Origin of the sequence: Sneathiella sp. P13V-1 (assembly GCF_015143595.1) — a bacterium.
Classification (GTDB): domain Bacteria; phylum Pseudomonadota; class Alphaproteobacteria; order Sneathiellales; family Sneathiellaceae; genus Sneathiella.
On the sequence record NZ_WYEU01000001.1, the window covers coordinates 807,908 to 828,732 of the forward strand.

At 49.8% G+C, this 20,825-nt stretch carries 20 protein-coding genes and 1 riboswitch; of the genes, 17 read left to right on the forward strand and 3 right to left on the reverse strand.

Annotated elements, in window-relative coordinates:
* Positions 1 to 3: 3 nt before the first annotated feature.
* Positions 4 to 705, reverse strand: coding sequence for a hypothetical protein (locus tag GUA87_RS03940; RefSeq protein ID WP_193715204.1), 702 nt, complete (start codon positions 703 to 705; stop codon positions 4 to 6).
* 113 nt (positions 706 to 818) lie between these two features.
* Here GUA87_RS03940 and GUA87_RS03945 point away from each other — a divergent pair, with 113 nt between their 5' ends.
* Complete coding sequence (locus GUA87_RS03945; protein WP_193715205.1) at positions 819 to 1,583, forward strand: glycosyltransferase family A protein; 765 nt, start codon at positions 819 to 821, stop codon at positions 1,581 to 1,583.
* On the opposite strand, the gene GUA87_RS03950 is transcribed toward GUA87_RS03945, so the two are convergent.
* Complete coding sequence (locus GUA87_RS03950) at positions 1,575 to 2,525, reverse strand: UDP-glucuronic acid decarboxylase family protein (protein ID WP_193715206.1); 951 nt, start codon at positions 2,523 to 2,525, stop codon at positions 1,575 to 1,577. The genes GUA87_RS03945 and GUA87_RS03950 overlap by 9 nt on opposite strands.
* Before the next feature lie 136 nt (positions 2,526 to 2,661).
* Positions 2,662 to 2,859, forward strand: a riboswitch (cobalamin riboswitch).
* Between the two features lie 51 nt (positions 2,860 to 2,910).
* On the opposite strand from GUA87_RS03950, the gene GUA87_RS03955 reads away from it, so the two are divergent.
* From GUA87_RS03955 to GUA87_RS04010, 12 genes are all read left to right on the forward strand, one after another.
* Entirely contained in the window at positions 2,911 to 3,588 is a 678-nt protein-coding gene (locus GUA87_RS03955; RefSeq protein ID WP_193715207.1) for an energy-coupling factor ABC transporter permease, read from the forward strand.
* A 171-nt stretch (positions 3,589 to 3,759) separates the two neighbouring features.
* The gene (locus tag GUA87_RS03960; RefSeq protein WP_193715811.1) at positions 3,760 to 5,433 is read left to right on the forward strand and encodes a bifunctional protein tyrosine phosphatase family protein/NAD(P)/FAD-dependent oxidoreductase; all 1,674 of its coding nucleotides are present in this window, start codon (positions 3,760 to 3,762) and stop codon (positions 5,431 to 5,433) included.
* 241 nt (positions 5,434 to 5,674) lie between these two features.
* The gene (locus GUA87_RS03965) at positions 5,675 to 5,884 is read left to right on the forward strand and encodes a cold-shock protein (protein ID WP_193715208.1); all 210 of its coding nucleotides are present in this window, start codon (positions 5,675 to 5,677) and stop codon (positions 5,882 to 5,884) included.
* A 180-nt stretch (positions 5,885 to 6,064) separates the two neighbouring features.
* Positions 6,065 to 7,504 (forward strand): sigma-54 interaction domain-containing protein, encoded by a 1,440-nt coding sequence (locus GUA87_RS03970; protein ID WP_227711676.1) that lies wholly within the window; start codon positions 6,065 to 6,067, stop codon positions 7,502 to 7,504.
* Positions 7,505 to 7,750: 246 nt separating this feature from the next.
* A complete protein-coding gene (locus GUA87_RS03975; protein ID WP_193715210.1) occupies positions 7,751 to 8,938 on the forward strand; it encodes a substrate-binding domain-containing protein in 1,188 nt (395 codons plus the stop codon).
* 63 nt (positions 8,939 to 9,001) lie between these two features.
* Positions 9,002 to 9,769: an ABC transporter ATP-binding protein gene (locus GUA87_RS03980; protein ID WP_193715211.1), complete on the forward strand. Its 768-nt coding sequence runs from the start codon at positions 9,002 to 9,004 to the stop codon at positions 9,767 to 9,769.
* Entirely contained in the window at positions 9,762 to 10,472 is a 711-nt protein-coding gene (locus GUA87_RS03985) for an ABC transporter ATP-binding protein (RefSeq protein WP_193715212.1), read from the forward strand. Before GUA87_RS03980 ends, GUA87_RS03985 begins: the two co-directional genes overlap by 8 nt.
* Positions 10,473 to 10,493: 21 nt before the next feature.
* Complete coding sequence (locus tag GUA87_RS03990) at positions 10,494 to 11,519, forward strand: branched-chain amino acid ABC transporter permease (protein ID WP_193715213.1); 1,026 nt, start codon at positions 10,494 to 10,496, stop codon at positions 11,517 to 11,519.
* 12 nt (positions 11,520 to 11,531) lie between these two features.
* A complete protein-coding gene (locus GUA87_RS03995; protein WP_193715214.1) occupies positions 11,532 to 12,593 on the forward strand; it encodes a branched-chain amino acid ABC transporter permease in 1,062 nt (353 codons plus the stop codon).
* The gene (locus GUA87_RS04000; RefSeq protein ID WP_193715215.1) at positions 12,590 to 13,432 is read left to right on the forward strand and encodes an alpha/beta fold hydrolase; all 843 of its coding nucleotides are present in this window, start codon (positions 12,590 to 12,592) and stop codon (positions 13,430 to 13,432) included. Before GUA87_RS03995 ends, GUA87_RS04000 begins: the two co-directional genes overlap by 4 nt.
* A gap of 88 nt (positions 13,433 to 13,520) precedes the next feature.
* Positions 13,521 to 13,949, forward strand: coding sequence for a YqaA family protein (locus GUA87_RS04005; protein ID WP_193715216.1), 429 nt, complete (start codon positions 13,521 to 13,523; stop codon positions 13,947 to 13,949).
* 274 nt (positions 13,950 to 14,223) lie between these two features.
* Positions 14,224 to 16,290, forward strand: a complete 2,067-nt coding sequence (locus GUA87_RS04010) for a cache domain-containing protein (RefSeq protein WP_193715217.1) — start codon at positions 14,224 to 14,226, stop codon at positions 16,288 to 16,290.
* Between the two features lie 68 nt (positions 16,291 to 16,358).
* Here the strand turns inward: GUA87_RS04010 and GUA87_RS04015 are convergent, their stop codons facing one another.
* Positions 16,359 to 17,327 (reverse strand): NAD(P)H-dependent flavin oxidoreductase, encoded by a 969-nt coding sequence (locus GUA87_RS04015; protein ID WP_193715218.1) that lies wholly within the window; start codon positions 17,325 to 17,327, stop codon positions 16,359 to 16,361.
* A gap of 92 nt (positions 17,328 to 17,419) precedes the next feature.
* On the opposite strand from GUA87_RS04015, the gene GUA87_RS04020 reads away from it, so the two are divergent.
* The 4 genes from GUA87_RS04020 (at position 17,420) to chrA (ending at position 20,746) form a co-directional block, all read left to right on the forward strand.
* Positions 17,420 to 17,905, forward strand: a complete 486-nt coding sequence (locus GUA87_RS04020) for a winged helix-turn-helix transcriptional regulator (protein WP_193715219.1) — start codon at positions 17,420 to 17,422, stop codon at positions 17,903 to 17,905.
* 108 nt (positions 17,906 to 18,013) lie between these two features.
* Positions 18,014 to 18,331, forward strand: coding sequence for an ArsR/SmtB family transcription factor (locus tag GUA87_RS04025; protein ID WP_193715220.1), 318 nt, complete (start codon positions 18,014 to 18,016; stop codon positions 18,329 to 18,331).
* Positions 18,312 to 19,379, forward strand: a complete 1,068-nt coding sequence (locus GUA87_RS04030) for a permease (RefSeq protein WP_193715221.1) — start codon at positions 18,312 to 18,314, stop codon at positions 19,377 to 19,379. The genes GUA87_RS04025 and GUA87_RS04030 overlap by 20 nt, the downstream gene beginning before the upstream one ends.
* 65 nt (positions 19,380 to 19,444) lie before the next feature.
* On the forward strand, positions 19,445 to 20,746 hold the full coding sequence (gene chrA / locus GUA87_RS04035) for a chromate efflux transporter (RefSeq protein ID WP_227711677.1): 1,302 nt from the start codon (positions 19,445 to 19,447) through the stop codon (positions 20,744 to 20,746).
* Positions 20,747 to 20,825: the final 79 nt, after the last annotated feature.

Genomic DNA, 20,825 nt, shown 5'->3' on the forward strand with positions numbered 1-20,825 from the left:
TTCTTACCCCGAAGATTTCTCTGACAATGGCACAAGTCTGAAATCTATGGTTTTTGATCCAACCTTACCGCCCCCCGAATAGATACTTGTGGTGAGGTTTCCATCAAACCTACCTTTTGCACTTTCTCCATCATCACAGGAGAATTTCCAGTATCCTTTTGGTTTTGTAGTTACAGACCATTCGAACTTGCAGAATTTACCTTTTTCAAGTTCGATGTAGTCACTGATTTTCCGCAGATAACTCGTTTTTATAGAAGTGGTGATAATCTCATAAGTCTTGACGTCACCATTTCCATCCCATTCCAAAGACAGTTTATGACGCTTGCGCTCATTAGACTGGGCAGAGGCTGATTTGTTTGGCTCAGCCACCCAATTATTAAACCTCTCATAGGAGTATTTAAGGGAAGCATTTACATGAGGGCAGTTCTGCAAACCTGTGACAAAGCCGGATCCCACCAAACTTGAATTCAAGCGGTACCCAGCGTCAAAACTTGGGTCATCTCCGTGAATTTTTTTGAAATGGGCAAGAATTTTGTTTTCAACAGAAAGGCCGCGGTGAAAACTACACACCTCGCTATATCCAACGGCCCAACCCAGATGATTTGGGTTTTTATAGAGCTCTGGTTTCTTGCCTGACGCGTTTTCTGTTGTCTGACAGGCTGCCAAGGTAAGAAATAAGCACACTACTCCAACTATACGTCCCATGACCCCTCCGAGCGTATATTTTAACTTTTTTACTACATTAAATTGTTTACCCTTTTATGTATAGAAAAACCTTAGCTATACTCCTGTTGCTATTCACCTGAAGGGGCAGAGATGTGAATTTCAGAAACAGCCAGAAAATTGACGCACCATTTGATGCGGCCGTTGTGATCCCGACCATTGTGCGGCCTGAACTGGTGCGGGCCATGGAATCTCTGTTTCGTCAGGATCTCAAGGGGACAATTCAGGTTCTCATTGGCGTGGATAAGTGCCTTGGGGATGAGTCGATCCTTGATGACATTCTAAAAGCGGCCCCAAAGAAGGTAACGGTTTCCATTGTGGATCCGGGATATTCAACCTCTACCCGGCATACAGGGGTGCATTCCGCACGAGACGGTGGCTCCCTTCGCACCGTCATGAGTTTCCTAGCTAACAGTCAGTATGTCTCTTATCTGGATGACGATAACTATGTGGCACCGGAGCATATCTCCTCTCAACTACGTGCCATCAAAGGTGTGGACTGGACCTGCTCGCTGCGTTGGTTGGTGGATGAGGAAACCGATGAGTTGCTTACCATAGATAAATGGCACTCCGTGGGGATTGGAACAACCACTTTACAAAATCACAAAGGCGGATTTGCCGACCCCAACACCATTATGGTGGATAAACTGTCTTGCGCCCCGCTTCTGCACACCTGGTCGAAGGAATATTTCTCCAAGGAGGGCATGGCCGGGGCGGATCGCCGCTTTTCAGATTCGCTCATCCGCAATAGAAGCCACCGCCCGACGGGCCGGGCAACGACCTTTTATTTTCTCCGCCCGAACAGCGTTCTTTGGAAACATATCCGCGCCGAGAAAGCAAAAGCCGCACAATCAGCCTGATATCTTCAACAGCTGATCAAAATAGGAAATGGTTTTGGCAAGACCCTCTTCCAGTTTGGTTGACGGTTGCCAGTTCAACAATTTCTTTGCTTTTGTAATATCCGGGCAGCGCTGGGTTGGATCATCTTGCGGTAAAGGCCGATAGGTAATCTCTGACTTGGATCCAGTGAGAGCGACGATCTTCTCTGCCAGTTCCCGAATACTGTACTCATCCGGGTTACCCACATTTACGGGCCCTGTCTTATCTTCTTCCAGCGCCATCATGGCCATCATGCCGTCGATCAGATCATCCACATAACAGAAGGATCGGGTTTGAGACCCATCCCCATAGAGCGTGATCGGCTCATTTTTGAGCGCCTGCACGATAAAATTGGACACCACACGTCCATCATTTGGGTGCATGTGAGGCCCGTAAGTATTGAAAATGCGCATCACCCGAATGGACAGGTCATGCTGCTGCTCATAATCATGGAAAAGGGTTTCCGCACAGCGTTTCCCCTCATCATAACAGGCGCGCGGCCCAAATGTGTTGACCCGTCCCCTGTAGGTTTCCGGCTGAGGGTGAATTTCAGGATCGCCGTAAACCTCACTGGTAGACGCTTGCAGAATACGGGCCTTCACGCGCTTGGCAAGCCCCAGAACATTGATCGCGCCATGTACGCTGGTCTTCGTCGTCTGCACCGGGTCAAACTGGTAATGTACAGGGGAAGCCGGACAGGCCAAGTTGTAGATCTGGTCGACCTCCACATAAAGCGGGAAGGTGACATCGTGACGCATGAGTTCGAAATTAGGTTTACCCAGCAACGAAAGAACATTGTTTTTTGAGCCGGTAAAGAAGTTATCGACGCAAAGAACATCATGCCCCTGATCCACCAGCCGCTGACACAGATGTGATCCCAAAAACCCCGCACCACCTGTTACCAGCACCTTTTTCTGTTCCATTTTCGCCCCCGAAATTGATCAATGGAATTGGCCTTATACAGTAGTGTAAATTAACAAAGCCTCAATTTATTTACGCACAAAATCTGCCTTAAGTACTGATTATTATTGCAATTGCACAATTCCTTTATTTACAAGGGACCTTATTCTGATACTATTTTTTTGCTCTAGAATAAGAATTTACATCAGGGAACACGGTAGGAGGGACACTCTGATCCGGGACTGCCCCCGCAACTGTGAACGTGGAGCCCCTTCAAATTGCCACTGGGAAACCGGGAAGGCGAAGGTTGGTTTTGAAGCGTGAGTCAGGACACCTGAAGAGCAAAGAGAAAACACGCGGCATAGCCGCCAGAAATTGCACGGTGGGTGCAAAACAGGAGTTATAAAAATGCATATTGAACCAGGAATTGTTCAAGGCGCGAAAATGGGGCTTAGCTTTGCAACTGCCGCAGCAGCCTTTGGCGTCGTTCTCAAAAACAGCTGGACCGCGATTAAGACAGAAGGTCTGATCTCCCTGCTCGTGCGCAGTGTGATCGCCACTGTCCTTGTCTTCAGCTTCTTCGAAGTCCTCCCACGTCAACCGATCGGCATCTCTGAGGTTCACTTCATCTTGGGATCAACATTGTTCCTGATGTTCGGTGCGGCTCCTGCTGCAATTGGCCTGGCTCTCGGCCTTCTGACACAAGGTCTTCTGTTCGCGCCATATGACCTGCCGATGTATTTCGTCAACATCACAACATTGCTGGTTCCATTGATGGCGGTAGCGGCGATTGCAAAACGCATCATTCCAGCAAAAACAGCCTATAAAGACGTGACCTACAAGCAAGCACTGGCTCTGTCCACAGCTTATCAGGGTGGCATTGTTGCCTGGGTTGCTTTCTGGGCATTTTATGGCCAGGGCTTTGGCGCGGAAACACTTGCTTCCGTTGGTTCTTTCGGAGCGGCTTACATGATCGTCATCCTGTTTGAACCACTTGTTGATCTGGGTGTTCTGGCCATGGCCAAGACATTCCACCAGCTGAAAGACAGTCCGCTGTTCCACGATCGTCTGTATAACGGCGCGTAAATATATAGCGACTAACAGTTTCAAGAAGCCCCGGTTTTCCGGGGCTTTTTTTGTGTTTATTTTCTCCTAGTTTCCTTATGTGACTTAATCACCGACAGTTCACATTCTTGTGATCTATTCTAGTTTAGATAAGTAAAATAGATCAGGCCGGACACGCTTTAGGAGGAAATGATGGAAGCGAAGAAAATCTCGGACAGCTTGTCCGTCAGCCCGCAAATCACCAAAGATGATATCGCCGCATTAAAGGAAATGGGGTTTCGTTCCATTATTTGTAACAGACCCGATGGCGAGGGGGCGGATCAACCAACATTTGAAGAAATCGAAGCCGCCGCTAACGAAGTGGGCCTTACCATCAAATACCAACCTGTCACCTCCGGCAAGGTAACTGATGAAGATGCCGAGAAATTTGGCGCCCTGTTTGAAGAACTTCCAAAACCTGTCTTCGCTTATTGTCGTACAGGCACCCGCTCTGCCACCCTCTGGTCCCTCTCCCAAGCGGAGAAAATGGAGCTTTCAGATATTCTGACGCAGACAAAAGCCGCGGGCTATGACATGGCTGGAGTGGTGCGCCGCATTGCCAATGGCGGAAAAACTCCAACGGATCTTGCCGATGCCAGCTATGATGTGGTGATCGTGGGCGGGGGTGCCGCAGGGATTTCTGTGGCGTCCAGCCTGCATAGCCGCCTTCCCGACCTGAATGTTGCCATCATTGATCCAGCTGATATCCACTATTACCAGCCCGGCTGGACAATGGTGGGCGGTGGTATTTTTAACGCCGCAGATACAGCAAAAACCATGGGCTCCCTGATCCCGCAGGGTGTTCATTGGGTGAAATCAGCTGTGGCCGCGTTCGAACCTTCCGACAACGCCGTCATTCTGGACGGCTGCCGAGTCGTCAAATACAAACGCCTGATTGTTTGCCCCGGCCTTAAACTGGACTGGCACAAGGTGGATGGCCTTGTGGAGACATTGGGTAAAAACGGGGTAACCTCCAACTACCGCTATGACCTGGCCCCTTATACATGGGAGTTGGTGCGCGGTCTTCGCAAAGGTCGGGCGCTCTTTACCCAGCCACCCATGCCGATTAAGTGTGCGGGTGCGCCGCAAAAGGCCATGTATCTCTCCGCTGATCACTGGTTCAGAACGGGTGTCTTGAAGGATATTGATATTCAATTCCATAACGCAGGCGGTGTGTTATTCGGTGTGCCTGACTATGTTCCCGCTTTGATGGAATATGTGGAGAAATACAATGCGGACCTCAACTTCTTCAACAATCTGATTGCCGTTGACGGTATTTCGAAAACAGCCACCTTCCAGGTGAACAAACCCGACACCGACCCTGAAACCGTCACGGTCGAATTTGATATGATGCATGTCTGCCCACCGCAGACAGCCCCAGATTTCATCCGCGTCTCCCCCCTTGCGGATGCTGCAGGGTGGGTTGATGTGGATCAGTCCACCCTGCGCCACAAAAGTTTCGACAATATCTGGTCCTTAGGTGACGTGATGAACGCCCCCAACGCCAAGACAGCCGCCGCAGCCCGCATGCAAGCCCCGGTTGTTGCCGCAAATGTAGCTGCAGATATTCAAGGACAGGGTGCTTATGGTCATTATGACGGTTATGGATCCTGCCCGCTCACGGTGGAGCGCGGCAAGATTGTCCTTGCGGAGTTTGGATATGGCGGAAAACTGCTACCGAGCTTCCCCAAATGGGTCATCAACGGCACGCGCCCTTCCCGACTTGCTTGGCTGTTGAAAGAGCAGATTCTACCTCCAGTCTACTGGAAGGGTATGCTTAAAGGGAAAGAATGGATGGTAAAACCGGAAAAAGTTTCCGCCGGTTGAGACATATAAGTCAAATTCCTGTCATATAAGGCTGTCAGAGTAACCTTACTGCTAAAATCAGTTGACCATGACAGATTTCCAGTAAACACTCTGGCAGCGAAACATTCGATTTGAGATTCCGACCCGTCTGTCTGCAGATAGACACAAGGCTAACAGAAAGCATGTTCGTTGAAGAACTGGGTCCTTTCGAATCTATAATCGGCAGGGCCCTGATATTAAAAGCTATCGAAGGAGATTTAAGATGGCGACAGGTACCGTAAAATGGTTCAATGCAACTAAAGGATACGGATTTATTGAACCCGACGATGGAGGTGCGGATGCATTCGTACATATCTCCGCCGTTGAACGCGCGGGCCTTTCAAGTTTGAAAGACGGACAAAAAGTATCTTACGAACTGGTTCCAGGTCGTACCGGCAAGTCATCTGCAGAAGAATTGGCAATTGTCGAATAATGGATCTACGCCCGGCACTGTCCGGGCGTAACCTATTTCCCCAAAATCAACATAAAATGTTGTTTTAAAACAGATAATTTTCCCCTCGACAATTTGCTTTTTAAATTTCATCCTAAATGAAATGGAATTCTAACGGGCATAAGACCGAGGCGCGACATGCTACGAGGGGGCAAAAATCAATTGGATGAAGCAGCTGTTCGTCAGCTAGCTGCCAATTCTATCGCGCGACTTTTCGATAATCTTTATGAAGGCGCTGTTGTCGTTGATACATCCGCAAAGATCGTATGGATGAATGACAAATACAAAGCCCTGATCGGCTGGAACGGTGTTGAGAAAATGCGTGGCATCCCCGTTGAGGATGTTATTCCCCAAAGCCGTATGCGTGAAGTTGTGGAAACGGGCAAAGCCGAACTTCTGGATATTTTCTCCATTTCAGGGCGGGATACTGTGGTGTCGCGCATTCCACTGGAAGATGAAAGCGGTGACATTGTCGGCGCTTTGGGTGTCATTCTTTACGACCGCCTTAATGCGCTCAAACCTCTTGTTTCCCGTTTTCAGACCATGCAGTCGGATTTGAAAAAATCCCGAAAAGAGCTCGCGGAAACACGACGCGCCCGCTACAGCTTTAGAGAATTTGTCGGGCACACCCCCTCCATCCGTGCTCTAAAAAATGAGGCAAGGCGCGCCGCCAAGGGAACGGCAACAATTCTCTTGCGAGGGGAGACCGGAACAGGCAAGGAGGTTCTGGCCCATGCGATCCATGCCAGTTCTGATCGTGCCCATATGCCCATGATCCGGTTGAACACCGCAGCAATCCCTGAACATCTTTTGGAAGCGGAGCTTTTCGGCACCGAACCTGGTGCGTTTACCGGAGCCTCTGATAAAACCCGGCGCGGAAAATTCCAGGCAGCAGACGGTGGCACGTTATTTTTGGATGAAGTTGGCGATATGCCTCTCCCCCTACAAGCCAAACTTTTGCGGGTTCTGCAGGAAAAAGAGGTGGAGCCTCTGGGTGCTAACAAAGTGGTGCCGGTTGATGTGCGGATCATCGCTGCCACCAGCCGTAATCTAGAAAAGATGATTGAGGACGGCGAGTTTCGCCCAGATCTGTTTTACCGACTTAATGTGGTTCAGTTAAATATTCCTCCTCTTCGTAACCGTAAGGAAGACATCGCGCTCCTTTGTGAGTTTCTGATGGAAATACATGCAGGTGAACTGGATCGGGGTGCCATTGATCTTGCCCCAGAATGTCTGGAGCTTTTTCACGCCCATAACTGGCCAGGAAATGTTCGGGAATTGTCCGGCCTTCTACAACGCGCGATGGTCACCTGCACAGGAGACCAACTAACATCACAGGATTTCAAGGAAGTTCTGAAACTAAATCCAAAAACCATAACCCCTTCAACCGAGCCGTCCCCTTCGCTTTTGGACACGGAGGGGGAAATAATGGATCTGAAAACTTTACAACAACAAACTGAGAAACGGGCCATCATTAAGGCGCTAAAGATAACAGGTGGAAACCGTAGTAAGGCAGCCAAACTTCTGGGTATTAGTCGGGCTCAATTCTACGAAAAACTGGGAAATATTGACGAGTTGTCTGGAATTCCGGACAACAAATGAACTGTCCGGTTTTCCGGACAAATCACCTTACCTTATTGTATATAAACAGATATTTTATCTTTGGATTTCAACTATGTCCGGCAATCCGGACACTCTCCGGAAAGCAGGCCACCACAATCCCCAGAAAACTGCCATTCTCAAACTGGCACAGTGTTTGCGATAGAGAAGATGGATAAGCGACATAAGATCGCTTACCCGTCTGCCAAGCCGCCGGGCCTGCAGATGTAATGAATTTGGGAGGACACAATGAAGAAAGCACTCTTGGCCCTGGCTGCAGCCAGCCTGGCCGTTCTTGCCACATCTGCGCATGCGGCGGATCCCATTAAAATTGGTCTGGTTCACGGTATTTCCGGCCACACCTACGAAGTATTTTCCAAACAAACACAAACTGGTTTCATGTTGGGCCTTGAATATGCCACAGGCGGCAGCATGGAAGTGAAAGGCCGTAAAATTGAGGTGATCAAAAAAGACACTCAGTTTAAGCCTGACGTCGCCCGCGCAGTGCTGGCAGAAGCCTATGGTGATGACGAAGTTGTTCTGGCTGTTGGCGCCACATCTTCCGGGGTGACCAAAGGTCTACTTCCAATCGCCGCAGAATATGAAAAAATCCTGATTGTGGAGCCAGCTGTTGCCGACAGCCTGACAGGCCCAGACAGTAACCGTTATGTGTTCAAGACATCCCGCAACTCCTCCATGGATATGCAGGGGCAGGCGAAAGCCCTTCGCCCGGATGCAAATCTCTATGTTGCTACCATCGCACAGGATTATGCCTTTGGCCGCGATGGTATCACCGCCTTTAAAGCAGCCTTGAAAGGCACAGGTGCAAATCTGGTTCACGAAGAATATGTGCCGCTCAAAACAGATGATTACACATCTGCAACGGAACGTGTTTACGCTGCCCTGAAAGACAAGCCAGGCCGCAAAGTAATCATGATCTATTCTGCAGATACTAAAGCCCTGGGTAAGATCGCAGCGACCAAACCAGAGCGTTTCGGTATTGAAATCTCTGCGGGTGGTCACATCCTTCCGGTTCTGCCAACATACAAGGTAGTTCCAGGCATGGAAGGCGCCATTTACTACTACTACGGCATTCCAAAGAACCCGATCAACGACTGGCTCGTGAAAACGCACCAGGAACGCTTCCAAAGCCCCCCTGACTTCTTCACCGCAGGTGGTATGTCTGCGGCGATCGCGGTTGTGAAAGCGCTTGAAACAGCGAAGTCATATGAAACCGAAGATCTGATCACTGCCATGGAAGGTATGGATTGGGATACGCCAAAAGGTAAAATGATGTTCCGTAAAGAAGATCATCAAGCCCTTCAATCCATGTATCACTTCAAGATCAAGGTTGATCCAGATGTGAAATGGGCCATTCCTGAGCTTGTTCGTGAGATCAAAGCGGAAGAAATGGACATTCCGGTTGGTCGTAAGTAACCATTATCGGGGGGACTTTCGGGTCCCTCCACCTTTGGACAAGACTTTAGCAAGTACAGCATAATGGAAACTCCATCTTTGGAAACAGACGGCCTGACAATTCGCTTTGGCGGACATGTTGCGGTCAATAACGTCACAGCCAGCTTTCAGCCCAACACTCTGACCGCCATTGTCGGTCCGAACGGCGCAGGAAAGACAACCTTTTTCAATCTCATTTCAGGGCAGCTCAAAGCCACAAGTGGCCGGGTAAAACTGTTTGGGGAGGATATCTCAGAAAAAGGCGCGTCAAAACGCACTGCCATGGGTATTGGCCGCGCTTTTCAGCTAACGAACCTGTTCCCGAGCCTCTCGGTTCAGGAAAATGTGCGCCTTGCCGTTCAGGCACGCGAAGCACAAGGCTTCAGCTTCTTCTCAATGGCGACAAGTCATGTTGAGCTGATTGAAAAGGCGAACCACTACCTGCATGAGGTAAGACTCTATGATCAGCGGGACCAGGTGGCCTCAGCCCTCTCCCACGGAGATCAGCGGAAACTGGAAGTGGCAATCTTACGCGCGTTGGAGCCGGATATCTTCATGTTCGACGAGCCAACTGCCGGTATGTCCGTAGATGAAGTTCCCATTGTGCTGGACCTGATCGCCGACATTAAAAAAGCAGGCGATAAAACGGTCCTTCTTGTGGAACATAAAATGGATGTGGTGCGCAATCTGGCGGACCGGATCATCGTTCTTCACAACGGTTATCTTGTGGCAGATGGGGAACCTGAGGAAGTGATTGCCTCCCCTATCGTTCAGGAAGCCTATCTGGGTGTGGGGGCGTCAACCAATGTCTAATTCAATTTTGCAGCTCAAAGGCGTGAAGACCAATATCGAGCAATACAAGATCCTGCATGGTCTGGATTTTGATGTTCCAAAGGATGGCCTGACCGTGTTGCTGGGGCGGAACGGTGCGGGTAAATCCACCACCCTTCGCACCATCATGGGGCTTTGGAAGGCTCACGAAGGCGAGATCCTTTTTGATGGGGAAGATATCCGCGAAAAGCAAACCTCCGACATCTCCAAAGCAGGCATCGCTTTCGTGCCCGAAGATATGGGTATTTTCTCTGCGCTTACCGTTGCCGAAAATATGGCCCTCGCTGTCCGGTCCGGCAAACAGTCCGAAGAGCGACTGGAGCAAATTTTCAAGCTGTTTCCGGCCATGGAAAAGTTTTGGGATCTGCCTGCAGGCAACCTCTCCGGTGGGCAAAAGCAAATGCTGGCCATCAGCCGCGCCATCTCTGAACCACGGCGGCTTATCCTGATTGATGAACCGACCAAAGGCCTCGCCCCGGCGATTATCGGCGCGATGATTGAGGCTTTTCAGGAGCTGAAAGAAGAGACCACCATTTTGCTGGTGGAGCAGAATTTCCAGTTTGCAAAGTCGCTCGCTGATCATGCCGTGGTTATCGATGACGGCCATATTGTTCACAAATCCCCCATGGAAGAGCTCAGCCGCGATAAAGCCGCACAGCAGCAATTCCTCGGCCTCGACCTCTAGAATTGGCAGAAAGGAAAGAACATGAACACAAATAATTCTGCCATAGAGACGGGCAAAACCAGCCCGATCGAATGGTTCAATGAAAAGCTCCCCTATCTGGTGGTGCCTCTCGTTATCCTGTTGGCACTCCCCTTAATCGGGGGCCTGCCCACTTGGGTGACACTAACCCTTGCAGGCCTTGCCATGGGCATGATGATCTTCACCATGGCATCGGGCCTCAGCCTTGTTTTTGGTCTGATGGATGTCCTCAATTTCGGTCACGGGGCCTTCATCACTTTTGGGGCTTTTGTCGCCTCCTCCTTCGTCATTCCGTTTTCCGGTTGGCTTCAGGTCGACAGCTTCGCCCAAAACTTGGCTGCGCTCTTAACTATTATGCTCATCGCTGTGGCCGTAGGGTCGGCCTTGGGCCTGGCCTTTGAAAAGGTTGTGGTGGCTCCTGTCTATGGCGATCATTTGAAACAGATCCTGATCACCATGGGTGCCGTCATTGTTGCCGAGCAGATGATCCCCGTGATTTGGGGCGGCGCACCTGTCTCCATGCCAAAGCCAGCCTCCTTAAATGGAGTTCTGGTATTTGGCGAAATCGCGTTTGAGAAATACCGCCTCTTTGCTTTCTTTGTCGGGGTCGTGGTGTATCTCGGTCTTTACCTGACCCTCACGCGCACACGTATTGGACTATTGGTCCGGGCAGGGGTTGAAAATCGGGAAATGGTCGAAGCCTTGGGCTATCGCATTGATTACCTCTTTATCGGTGTCTTTATTGCAGGCTCTGCTTTGGCGGCGCTTGGCGGAACGCTTTGGGGTTTCTACAGCGAATTGATCACGGCAAGTGTGGGCAGCGAGATTATGATCCTCGTCTTTATCGTTGTGATCATTGGCGGTCTGGGATCGGTTCCGGGCTCCCTGATCGGGGCATTGCTTGTGGGGCTGGTTGCCAACTATATGGGCTTCCTGGTTCCAAAGCTGGCCCTTGGATCAAATATCCTGTTGATGCTGATTATCTTACTGTGGCGGCCAAACGGGTTGTTCCCGGTCAATAAGCACTAAGGGAGAAGAGATATGATTAACACGCTTCTTTCTGGCGATCGCTTTAACAGCCGCCTTCTTGGTGCCATCATCATCAGTATCCTGATCTGTCTGGCCTTCGCACCGTTCCTGTTTCCAGGTACCCGTTCGTTGGAGGTAGCCGCCCGGATCTGTATCTTTATCCTTCTTGCCGGCTCCTTTGACATGCTGCTTGGTTATGCGGGAATTGTCTCCTTCGCGCATACCATGTTCTTTGGCATCGGAGCCTACGGTGTCGGTATTGCCCTCAACAATATGGGCGGGGAATGGGCGGCGATTTTTATCGGCAGCATCCTCGCCATATTGTTGTCGGTGGTGCTCGCCCTGCTGATCGGAATGTTGTCCCTTCGGGTGAAGGCGATCTTCTTTGCCATGATCACCCTCGCGGTAGCCAGCTTTGTGATGATCCTGGCCTCACAACTGCACGGTATCACCGGTGGTGAAGACGGCATCACCTACAAGATCCCCAGATTATTTTCACCAGCCTTCAAACTGTTTGATGACAAGATCCTTGGGGTGCGGTTTAACGGAAAAGTCGTCGCCTATTATGTGGTCTTCTTCCTTTCCCTTATCCTGTTCCTCACCATGCTTCGAATTGTAAATTCGCCGTTCGGGCGGGTTTTGCAGGCCATTCGTGAAAATGAATTTCGCGCAGAAGCCTTGGGCTATCAGGTTGTTATTTACCGCACCGTTGCTTTCTGCCTATCAGCAATCATTGCGACTATTGCAGGTATCGAAATGGGCGTTTGGCTGAAATATACGGGGCCAGATACCAGTTTCTCCTTCACCATCATGGTGGATATCCTGCTGATGGTGGTAATCGGTGGCATGGGATCCATGTACGGGGCTGTGATTGGCGTTGTTGCCATGATCATGGCGCAATATTACCTGAAAGACCTGATGGCAATCGGGGCAGAAGCCACCGCCAATATTCCGATTTTGCCGGAACTCCTTCATCCAGATCGCTGGCTTCTGTGGCTTGGCCTTCTGTTTATCTTGAGCGTTTATTACTTCCCTAAAGGGGTTGTCGGAAAATTAAGAGGGGTATCATCATGACAAAGGGAGTCTCACGTTTCCTAACCGCTGCGGGCCGTGAAGTTCACTTTATGGAGTGGGGAGCAAGCAACAAAGATGTCATTATCATGTGGCACGGCCTTGCCCGTACAGGTCGTGATTTTGATGAATTGGCAGAAGAAATGTCGTCACAATACCACGTTATCTGCCCCGATACCCTCGGCCGAGGTTTGACCCAATGGGCGGTTAATCCAGATACGGAATACTGCTTCGATTTCTACCACAAGATCATTCTGGATCTGCTGGATCAGTTAGGCATCGACCAATGTCATTGGGTTGGGACATCCATGGGTGGCCTGATCGGAACAAGTCTGGCGGCGGGTCCCATGAAAGGGCGCATCAAGACATTACTGATCAATGATATCGGGCCAGAAATCCCTCAGGATGCCGTGGATCGGATTGCCCAATATGTCGGAAACCCGCCGGAATTTGACACAATTCTGGAGATGGAAACCTATCTTAAGACGGCTTATGCGCCTTTTGGAGATAACACTGATGCCTTCTGGCGCCGCATGACAGAGACATCCTATCGCCGGGCGGACAACAAGAAAATAACCGTTCATTACGATCCGCAAATTGTGAATCAGTTCACCTTACATAAATCAGATCTGGATCTATGGGACGCCTATGACAGTTTGGACATTCCTGTTCTCTTGCTCCGGGGTGTTACATCCGATGTTCTGCCTGCAGCCGTCGCCGACGATATGGCCACCCGCAATAAAAACACCCAATTGGAAGTTCTGGAAGGTTTCGGGCACGCCCCGACCCTTTGTAGTGAAACAGAAATCAAACTGGTCAAACAGCTACTTGCCAGAGCATAAATCCTGAAGGGCGGTTTAACCCGCCCTTTTTTCTGGCCCCCGCCAACGGCTTGCTGATAGAACAACATCAACAGGACCGGGGGCACGTTTGGCGACTTACTTCACACTTTTCTTTTCGGCGTTTACGTCTGCGACACTGCTCCCCGGATCATCAGAAGCGCTGCTCGCCTATCTGATCAGTGAGACCCCTTCCCAGATTATCCTTCTGATTGCGATTGCCAGTATTGGAAATATCCTTGGGTCCGTCTTCAACTGGTATTGCGGTGCCTTTTTAATGCACTTTCAAAACCGCCGCTGGTTTCCGGTTACCCAGACCCAAATTCAAAAGGCACAACACTGGTACGGCCAAATTGGGTATTGGTCTCTTTTGTTAGCCTGGCTTCCTGTTATTGGAGATCCGCTCACCGTCCTTGGTGGCGTGTTGAAAATACGCCTTTCGATTTTCATTTTGTTGGTGGGAATTGGCAAAATCATCCGATACGCGGTGATCGCGGCCGCAACTGTTTCAGTTTTTTGATTATTTAACGAATCAAGTGATCAACTCCCCCTACCCCTAAAGTGGTAGATTTCTGATGCCCTACGTTTTTGCAACTATAATTTAAGTCTGAGTATTAGGTAAAATTCTCCCCAAAGTAGTGTGATTTAAGTTTCACTTCTTGTAGTTGTTTGATGGCCTGCAAACAAATTTGAAAAACAGCGGTACATTAAAGGCTTGTTAATATTCTCCGCGATATTTGTAACCTTAAGTAACATTAACACTGGAAAAACCAGCTATCGTACGGGGTTATCTCATGTTCTCAACTTGGCGCGTAAGTGAGCGTTTATTCGCTCTGACAGGGTTTTTTATAATCTGTCTTGTTTCTCTCAGCCTTTTTGAACTTATGGATCTACGCAGGAATCTTCTCGAAGATCGGAAAGAGAAAGCACATAATGTAGTACAAGTTGCATATTCTGCAGTTGAGTTTTATGCCGACAAGGCCCAAAAAGGCGAGATCAGCCTACAGGAAGCCAAAGATCTGGCGCTCAATAATCTGGAAAGCCTCCGCTACGGTGAATCTGATTATTTCTGGGTTAATGACTCCAATGCAAAAGTCCTGATGCATCCCTTCGCCAAGAAACTGGTTGGAACCGATGGCAGTAATGTAAAGGACACTAACGGCATCGCAATTTTTGCTGAAGCTGGTAAAATCGGCGCCAATGGCGGAGAAGGATTTATCGATTATCTATGGCCCCGCCCTGGATCAGAAGAACCCGTTGAGAAAACTTCCTATGTGAAGGGGTACGCGCCCTGGGGATGGGTGATTGGAACAGGCATCTATATCGACGATGTTGATGCAATTTTCTACAAAGACCTGACCTTCCTCGGTATTAGCGCTTCACTGATATTGATCGCCGGGATCTTTGTCAGCATCTGGATCAGCCGAAGTGTCACTTCCCCGCTTGCCAATATGGTCAATATGGTAGGCCGTCTATCCAAAGGCGATTTTTCCTCCAGCCTAGATGTTAACAGCACCCGCAGTGAACTTGGTAAAATGGAAGAAGCGCTTATGCTTTGGAAATCGTCTGCGATCATCGCCAAGCGCCGCGAGGTTGCTCTGGATGAGTGCGCCACATCCGTCGTCTTGATGGGTCCAGACAATGCCATTACCTATGTCAATCAGTCCGGCAAGAAACTCCTTGAGGAATGCAAAAACTCCATCTCCAGGCAGGTTGCCTCTTTTGATAAGGATGATGTGGTTGGTAAGCATATCAGTAACGTTCTTCCTGCTGTTGCCAATCTGTTGACAGAAGGGGAGCGGAAGCTCATCGAAGATCGCGTTGAGTTTGAAGAGATTACCTGGAACGTTCATGTGTCTCCCGTCGTGAATGACTTCGGCGAGCATTTGGGAACTGTTATTGAGATTGAGGACCTCACACATAAACTTCGCGAAGAGATGCTGAAACACGAAGCTGAAAAACAGCAGCTGGAAGCAGAGCGTGTCTTCATGGAAAAACAAAAGGCACGGGCACAAAAAACAGCGGAACTTTTGGAAAATCATGTCGCGGGTGCTATTGAAAATGTAGTGTCATCGACGGTAAGCATGCGTCAAGAAGCGGAACGCATGACTGAAATCTCTCGCAGATCCTCAGACAAAAGCAACGTGGTCACCAGCGCCTCTGAAGATGCAGCCCACAGCGTGGAAGCTGTTGCCGCTGCGGCCTCTGAGATTTCTCGCTCCATCTATGATATCCGGAGTAAGGTTATTAACGCTGCGGAAACCGCCCGCAATGCGGTGTCTGATGCTAAAAGCGCCAACGAAACCGTTCAGGGGTTGTCTGATGCCTCCATCAAGATCGGTGACGTGGTAGGCCTCATCCAGGATATCGCAGCCCAAACCAACCTTCTGGCACTGAACGCCACCATCGAAGCGGCCCGCGCCGGAGAAGCCGGTAAAGGCTTCGCGGTTGTAGCCTCAGAAGTGAAGAATCTGGCAAGCCAGACCGCAAAGGCCACCGAAGATATCGCAAATCAGGTTAATGCCATTCAGGATGCAACGCTGGGGGCTGTAGATGCCATCGGACAGGTTACCGAAGCGGTTGAAAAAATTGATATGATCTCCAGTGATATCTCATCGCAGGTTAATCAGCAGGCTGATGCGACCAACGAAATCACGCAAAACGCCCAGACCGCGGCCCATAACACGGGTCAGGTCACAGATAATATTTCCGAGATTGCCTCTGGCAGCAGCCAAATTGGTACCGCAGCAAATGACGTCCTAAGCGCATCTGACAATCTGTCCGGCATCGCACGCCAGCTGAACCATACGGTGAGCAATTACCTGAAAGAGTTGGAGGAAGAAGATCGGGTCAGTGCCTGACGCCCCACCGGTCTTAAATAAAAAACCCCCGGTGAGCCCCGGGGGTTTTTATTAAATTTAAATTGTCTTTAAGCGACGATCGCACCAAGACGTTCGCGGATGATATCTTCCGCTTCACCAACAATGCGATCCACCAGTTCCTGAACTGATGGAACGTCGTGGATCAGACCGATACACATTCCGGCAGACCAGACACCCGCATTGACATCCCCCTCTTCGTAAACTTTCCGGCCACGCATACCACTGGCAACAGGACCGATTTCCTGGATGGTTTTGCCCTCGCCTTCCATTTCAACAACCTGCTTGGAAACCGAGTTGGTAAACATGCGGGCGGTATTGCGAAGAGACCGGAAAATCAGGGTCGTATCCAGTTCAGTGGCCGCTACGATTTCCTGTTTGATTTTCTCATGTACAGGCGCTTCTTTTGTCGCCATAAAGCGGGTGCCCATATTGATACCATCGGCACCAAGGGCAAGCGCTGCCGCAAGGCCACGCCCATCGGCAAAACCACCGGAGGCTACAATCGGGATATCCAGCTGCTCAACCGCACGCGGAATCAGGATAAGACCTGGTGTGTCATCTTCACCCGGGTGACCTGCACATTCAAAACCGTCAATGCTGATGGCGTCTACGCCTATTTTCTGCGCGGAAAGACCGTGACGCACAGACGTGCATTTATGAATAACCTTAATGCCAGCCTCTTTCAGTTTTGGCATAAAGGCTTTTGGGTTGTTACCCGCAGTTTCGATGATCTTCACCCCCGAAGAGACAATCGCATCCATATATTCTTCATAGGGAACCGGTTTCAATGTTGGCAAGATCGTAAAGTTCACTGCGAACGGCTTGTCGGTCATGTCACGGACTTTGGCAATTTCCTTGGCAAGATCCTCAGGCGTGGGTTGAGTGAGCGCAGTAAGGCACCCAAGTGCACCCGCATTTGCAACGGCTGCGATAAGTTCTGCGCGGCCTACCCACTGCATTCCGCCCTGGACAATAGGGTGTTCAACCCCAAACATTTCGGTAAATCTGGTTTTCATTTTTCTTGTTCTTTTCCAAAATTGACTTGCATAACAAAAGCTAATTGACAAAATAAAGACCTGCAAGCTGTTTTTCCGCCGACCAGAGTATCATGCAAAAGAAAACCTTTTCTGACATCAATTGCGCCATTGCCCAAACCCTTGAACAAATCGGGGATGGATGGACGCTCCTTATCTTACGGAATGCCTTCCACCGGATGCGCCATTTCGATCAGTTTCAGGAAAATCTTGGGATCCCGACCAATACCCTGTCCAACCGCCTAAAGAAGCTCACCGAATCCGGGATATTGGAGCGGCGACCTTGCGCCCATGACAAACGAGCATTTGAATATCGGCTGACCGATAAGGGGTTGGATCTATATCCGGTCATCGTCACCCTCTTTCAATGGGGGGAAAGGTGGTATTCACAGCCTGACGGACCGCGCCTTGAGCTTATAGAAAAAGCAACAGATATCCCTATTCCAGAAGTAAAGGTGCGGGGTGCTGATGGAAACGCCCTTCATGCGAGAGAAGTGAAAGTGGTTGTTGGTCCTGGCGGCGGCGAACACGCCACTGATCTTGTAAAACATCATGGATAATCGAATTTTTTGAGATTATTTAGGCTATAATTCAAACACTTAATAACCAAACAACCATTAAACTAGTTTTATGGTTGTTTTTAATGAAAAAGAGGATATATTCCTGTCATGAATAGTTCGGAAATTGCCCGTACATTGGCAGAGCTAGGAAACGAAACCCGTCTTGATATCTTCAGGGCCCTGATTAAGAAGGGATCTGATGGCATGTGTATCAGCGATATTCGGGACCATCTGTCGATCGCAGCATCGACCCTCGCTTTTCATCTGAAAGGGCTCACTGAATGTGGCTTGATTACACAGGAAAAAGCGGGAAGACAGACAATCTGCAGGGCAAATCTCGAATGTCTGACAACCGTACTGCGGCAACTTGAAGAAGAATGCTGTAGTGATCAGGAAGTATCTGCCCATGAGCGAGACACCGCATAACCTATCATCAGCCTCAAGTTTTTCATTTAAAGCTGCGTTTTCAGATCTGCATTCACGCCTTGGAACCCCAGTCTGGCTAATCCTTGGTACCCTTATTCTTCTGACGGTTATTGTTCCTGAAAATACAGGACAACATATCCAGTTTGCGGGAAAATCCCTTCTCGACATTGCCCCCTTCCTATTATTGTCAGTGGGCTTGGCTTCCTATCTGAAAGCCAGCGGGGCTGACGATCTTGTCGCCCGCGCTTTTGAAGGCAATCCAACACGCGCCATTATTATCGCCTCCATTTTCGGCGCATTGTCACCCTTTTGTTCCTGCGGAGTAATACCGTTGGTGGCTGGCCTTCTGGCAAGTGGTGTTCCCTTGGCCCCGGTATTGGCCTTCTGTATCGCCTCCCCGATCATGGATCCGGAGATGTTCATCCTGACCGCTGCCGGTTTGGGCATGGATTTCGCCATCATCAAAACCGTTGCCGCCATTGGTATGGGATTAATGTCAGGTTTCGTCACCCAAGCGATTTCAAAAACCGGCCTTCTTAAAAACGGTCTTAAAGAAATTGCCAAATCTTCTGGCTGTGGGTCCAGCTGTTCTGCCCCAAAACAGATCAACGTCACATGGGCCTTCTGGAAGAGAGAAGGGGGCATGGATACGTTCCTGAGACAAGGGGGAGATGCGGCGTGGTTCTTGGGGCGCTGGCTTGCTTTTGCCTTCCTGTTGGAAGGGATCATGATCTCTTACGTTCCTGCCGACAATGTGGCCACTTTGCTTGGCGATGGCAACGCCTTTGCCCTGCCCCTTGCAGCCCTGATCGGTGTGCCAACCTATATGAACGGATATGCGGCCATCCCACTGGTTAGGGGATTGATGGACCTTGGCATGCCCCTGTCCACCGGTCTTACCTTTATGCTGGCCGGATCTGTAACAAGTATTCCAGCCGCTATTGGGTTCTGGTCTTTGGCAAAGCCTAAAATCTTTGCCCTCTATCTTGCCTTTGCCGTCAGTGGCGCATTAATTGCCGGATATATTGTAAAACTGGTTGTCACATAAGTTTCACAGGTCATTATTTGACGGACCCGCCCCGACAGTTCAGGGTGCGGGTCATTGTGAGATAAATGATGACCGATACGACCCATACCGCGCAAGATACTACCGGAGAACAGTTGAAAATCTGGGGACAGATTGGCCTTCAGTCCTTTGGTGGCCCGACCGCCCAAATCGCGTTGATGCATCGCGTATTGGTTGAAGAAAAAGGCTGGCTCACTGAACAACAATTTTTATCCGCTTTGAGTTTCTGTATGTTGCTCCCCGGACCAGAGGCTATGCAACTTGCCACATATGCCGGCTGGCGTAGAAGCGGCGTGATGGGCGGGTTAATTGCAGGATCCTTGTTTGTCCTGCCGGGTGCCGCCGTCATACTCCTGCTCGCAACCCTCTATATGAGCTACGGTCAAATATCCGCTGTTCAGTTTGCTTTCCTTGGTGTGAAGGCGGCGGTCCTGGCAATTGTCGTGGATGCCTTGATCAAGATCTCCAAACGGGCACTTACGGGCGGGTTTCAATATGCATTGGCCATCGGTGCCTTTATTGCCCTGTTCGCCTTCCAGCTCCCTTTCCCGCTGGTCATCTTAATCGCTGCCGTTCTGGGATTTCTGTTCCAGAAGGCAGATGTTGAAAGCACCCAATTAACACCGGCACCTTCAAACAAACTGACCGCGCTTATTAAAACGGTTGTTATTTTTGGTCTGCTTTGGGGTGTGCCTGTCGCGGGTTTGTTCCTGGTACTTGGGCAAGATCATATCCTCACGGGTATTGCTACTTTCTTCTCTAAATTGGCGGTGGTCACTTTTGGCGGTGCCTATGCCGTGCTTGCCTATATGGTGGATGACGTGGTCAGCAATCATGGCTGGCTTCAGACAGAACAGATGATTGATGGCCTTGGCCTTGCTGAGACCACACCCGGCCCCCTTATTTTGGTGACTCAGTTTGTTGGTTTCGTTGCCGCCTATCAAGCGGATCAAGCCATGAGCTTTGCCCAAGGGTTCGCAGGGGCTGTGGTCACGCTTTGGGTGACCTTCATTCCCTGCTTTTTGTGGATCTTTGCAGGTGCACCTTATATTGACTGGATCAGCTCCCGCCCCCGTCTGAAGTCAGCTTTGTCAGCCATTACCGCGGCTGTGGTTGGGGTTATCGCGAATTTGAGCCTCTGGTTCTCTCTTCATATTCTATTTGCAGACCTGAAACCCACCTCCCTCGGGCCTGCCACCGTGATCACACCAGATCTCGCCTCAATTGATCTGTTCAGTGTTGGACTGACCCTGTTAAGCGGGTATTTGCTAATCATCCGAAAATGGAACCTTTTCTGGCTCCTGGGACTTGCCGCAGGGGCAAGCTTGCTTTTCAAAAGTCTGGTTTAGTGGGATTTTCTACTGAAAATTAAATATGCAGGGAAAAACCATTCCCACTGGACAATTGAGGACCTGACAGTACCTTCAT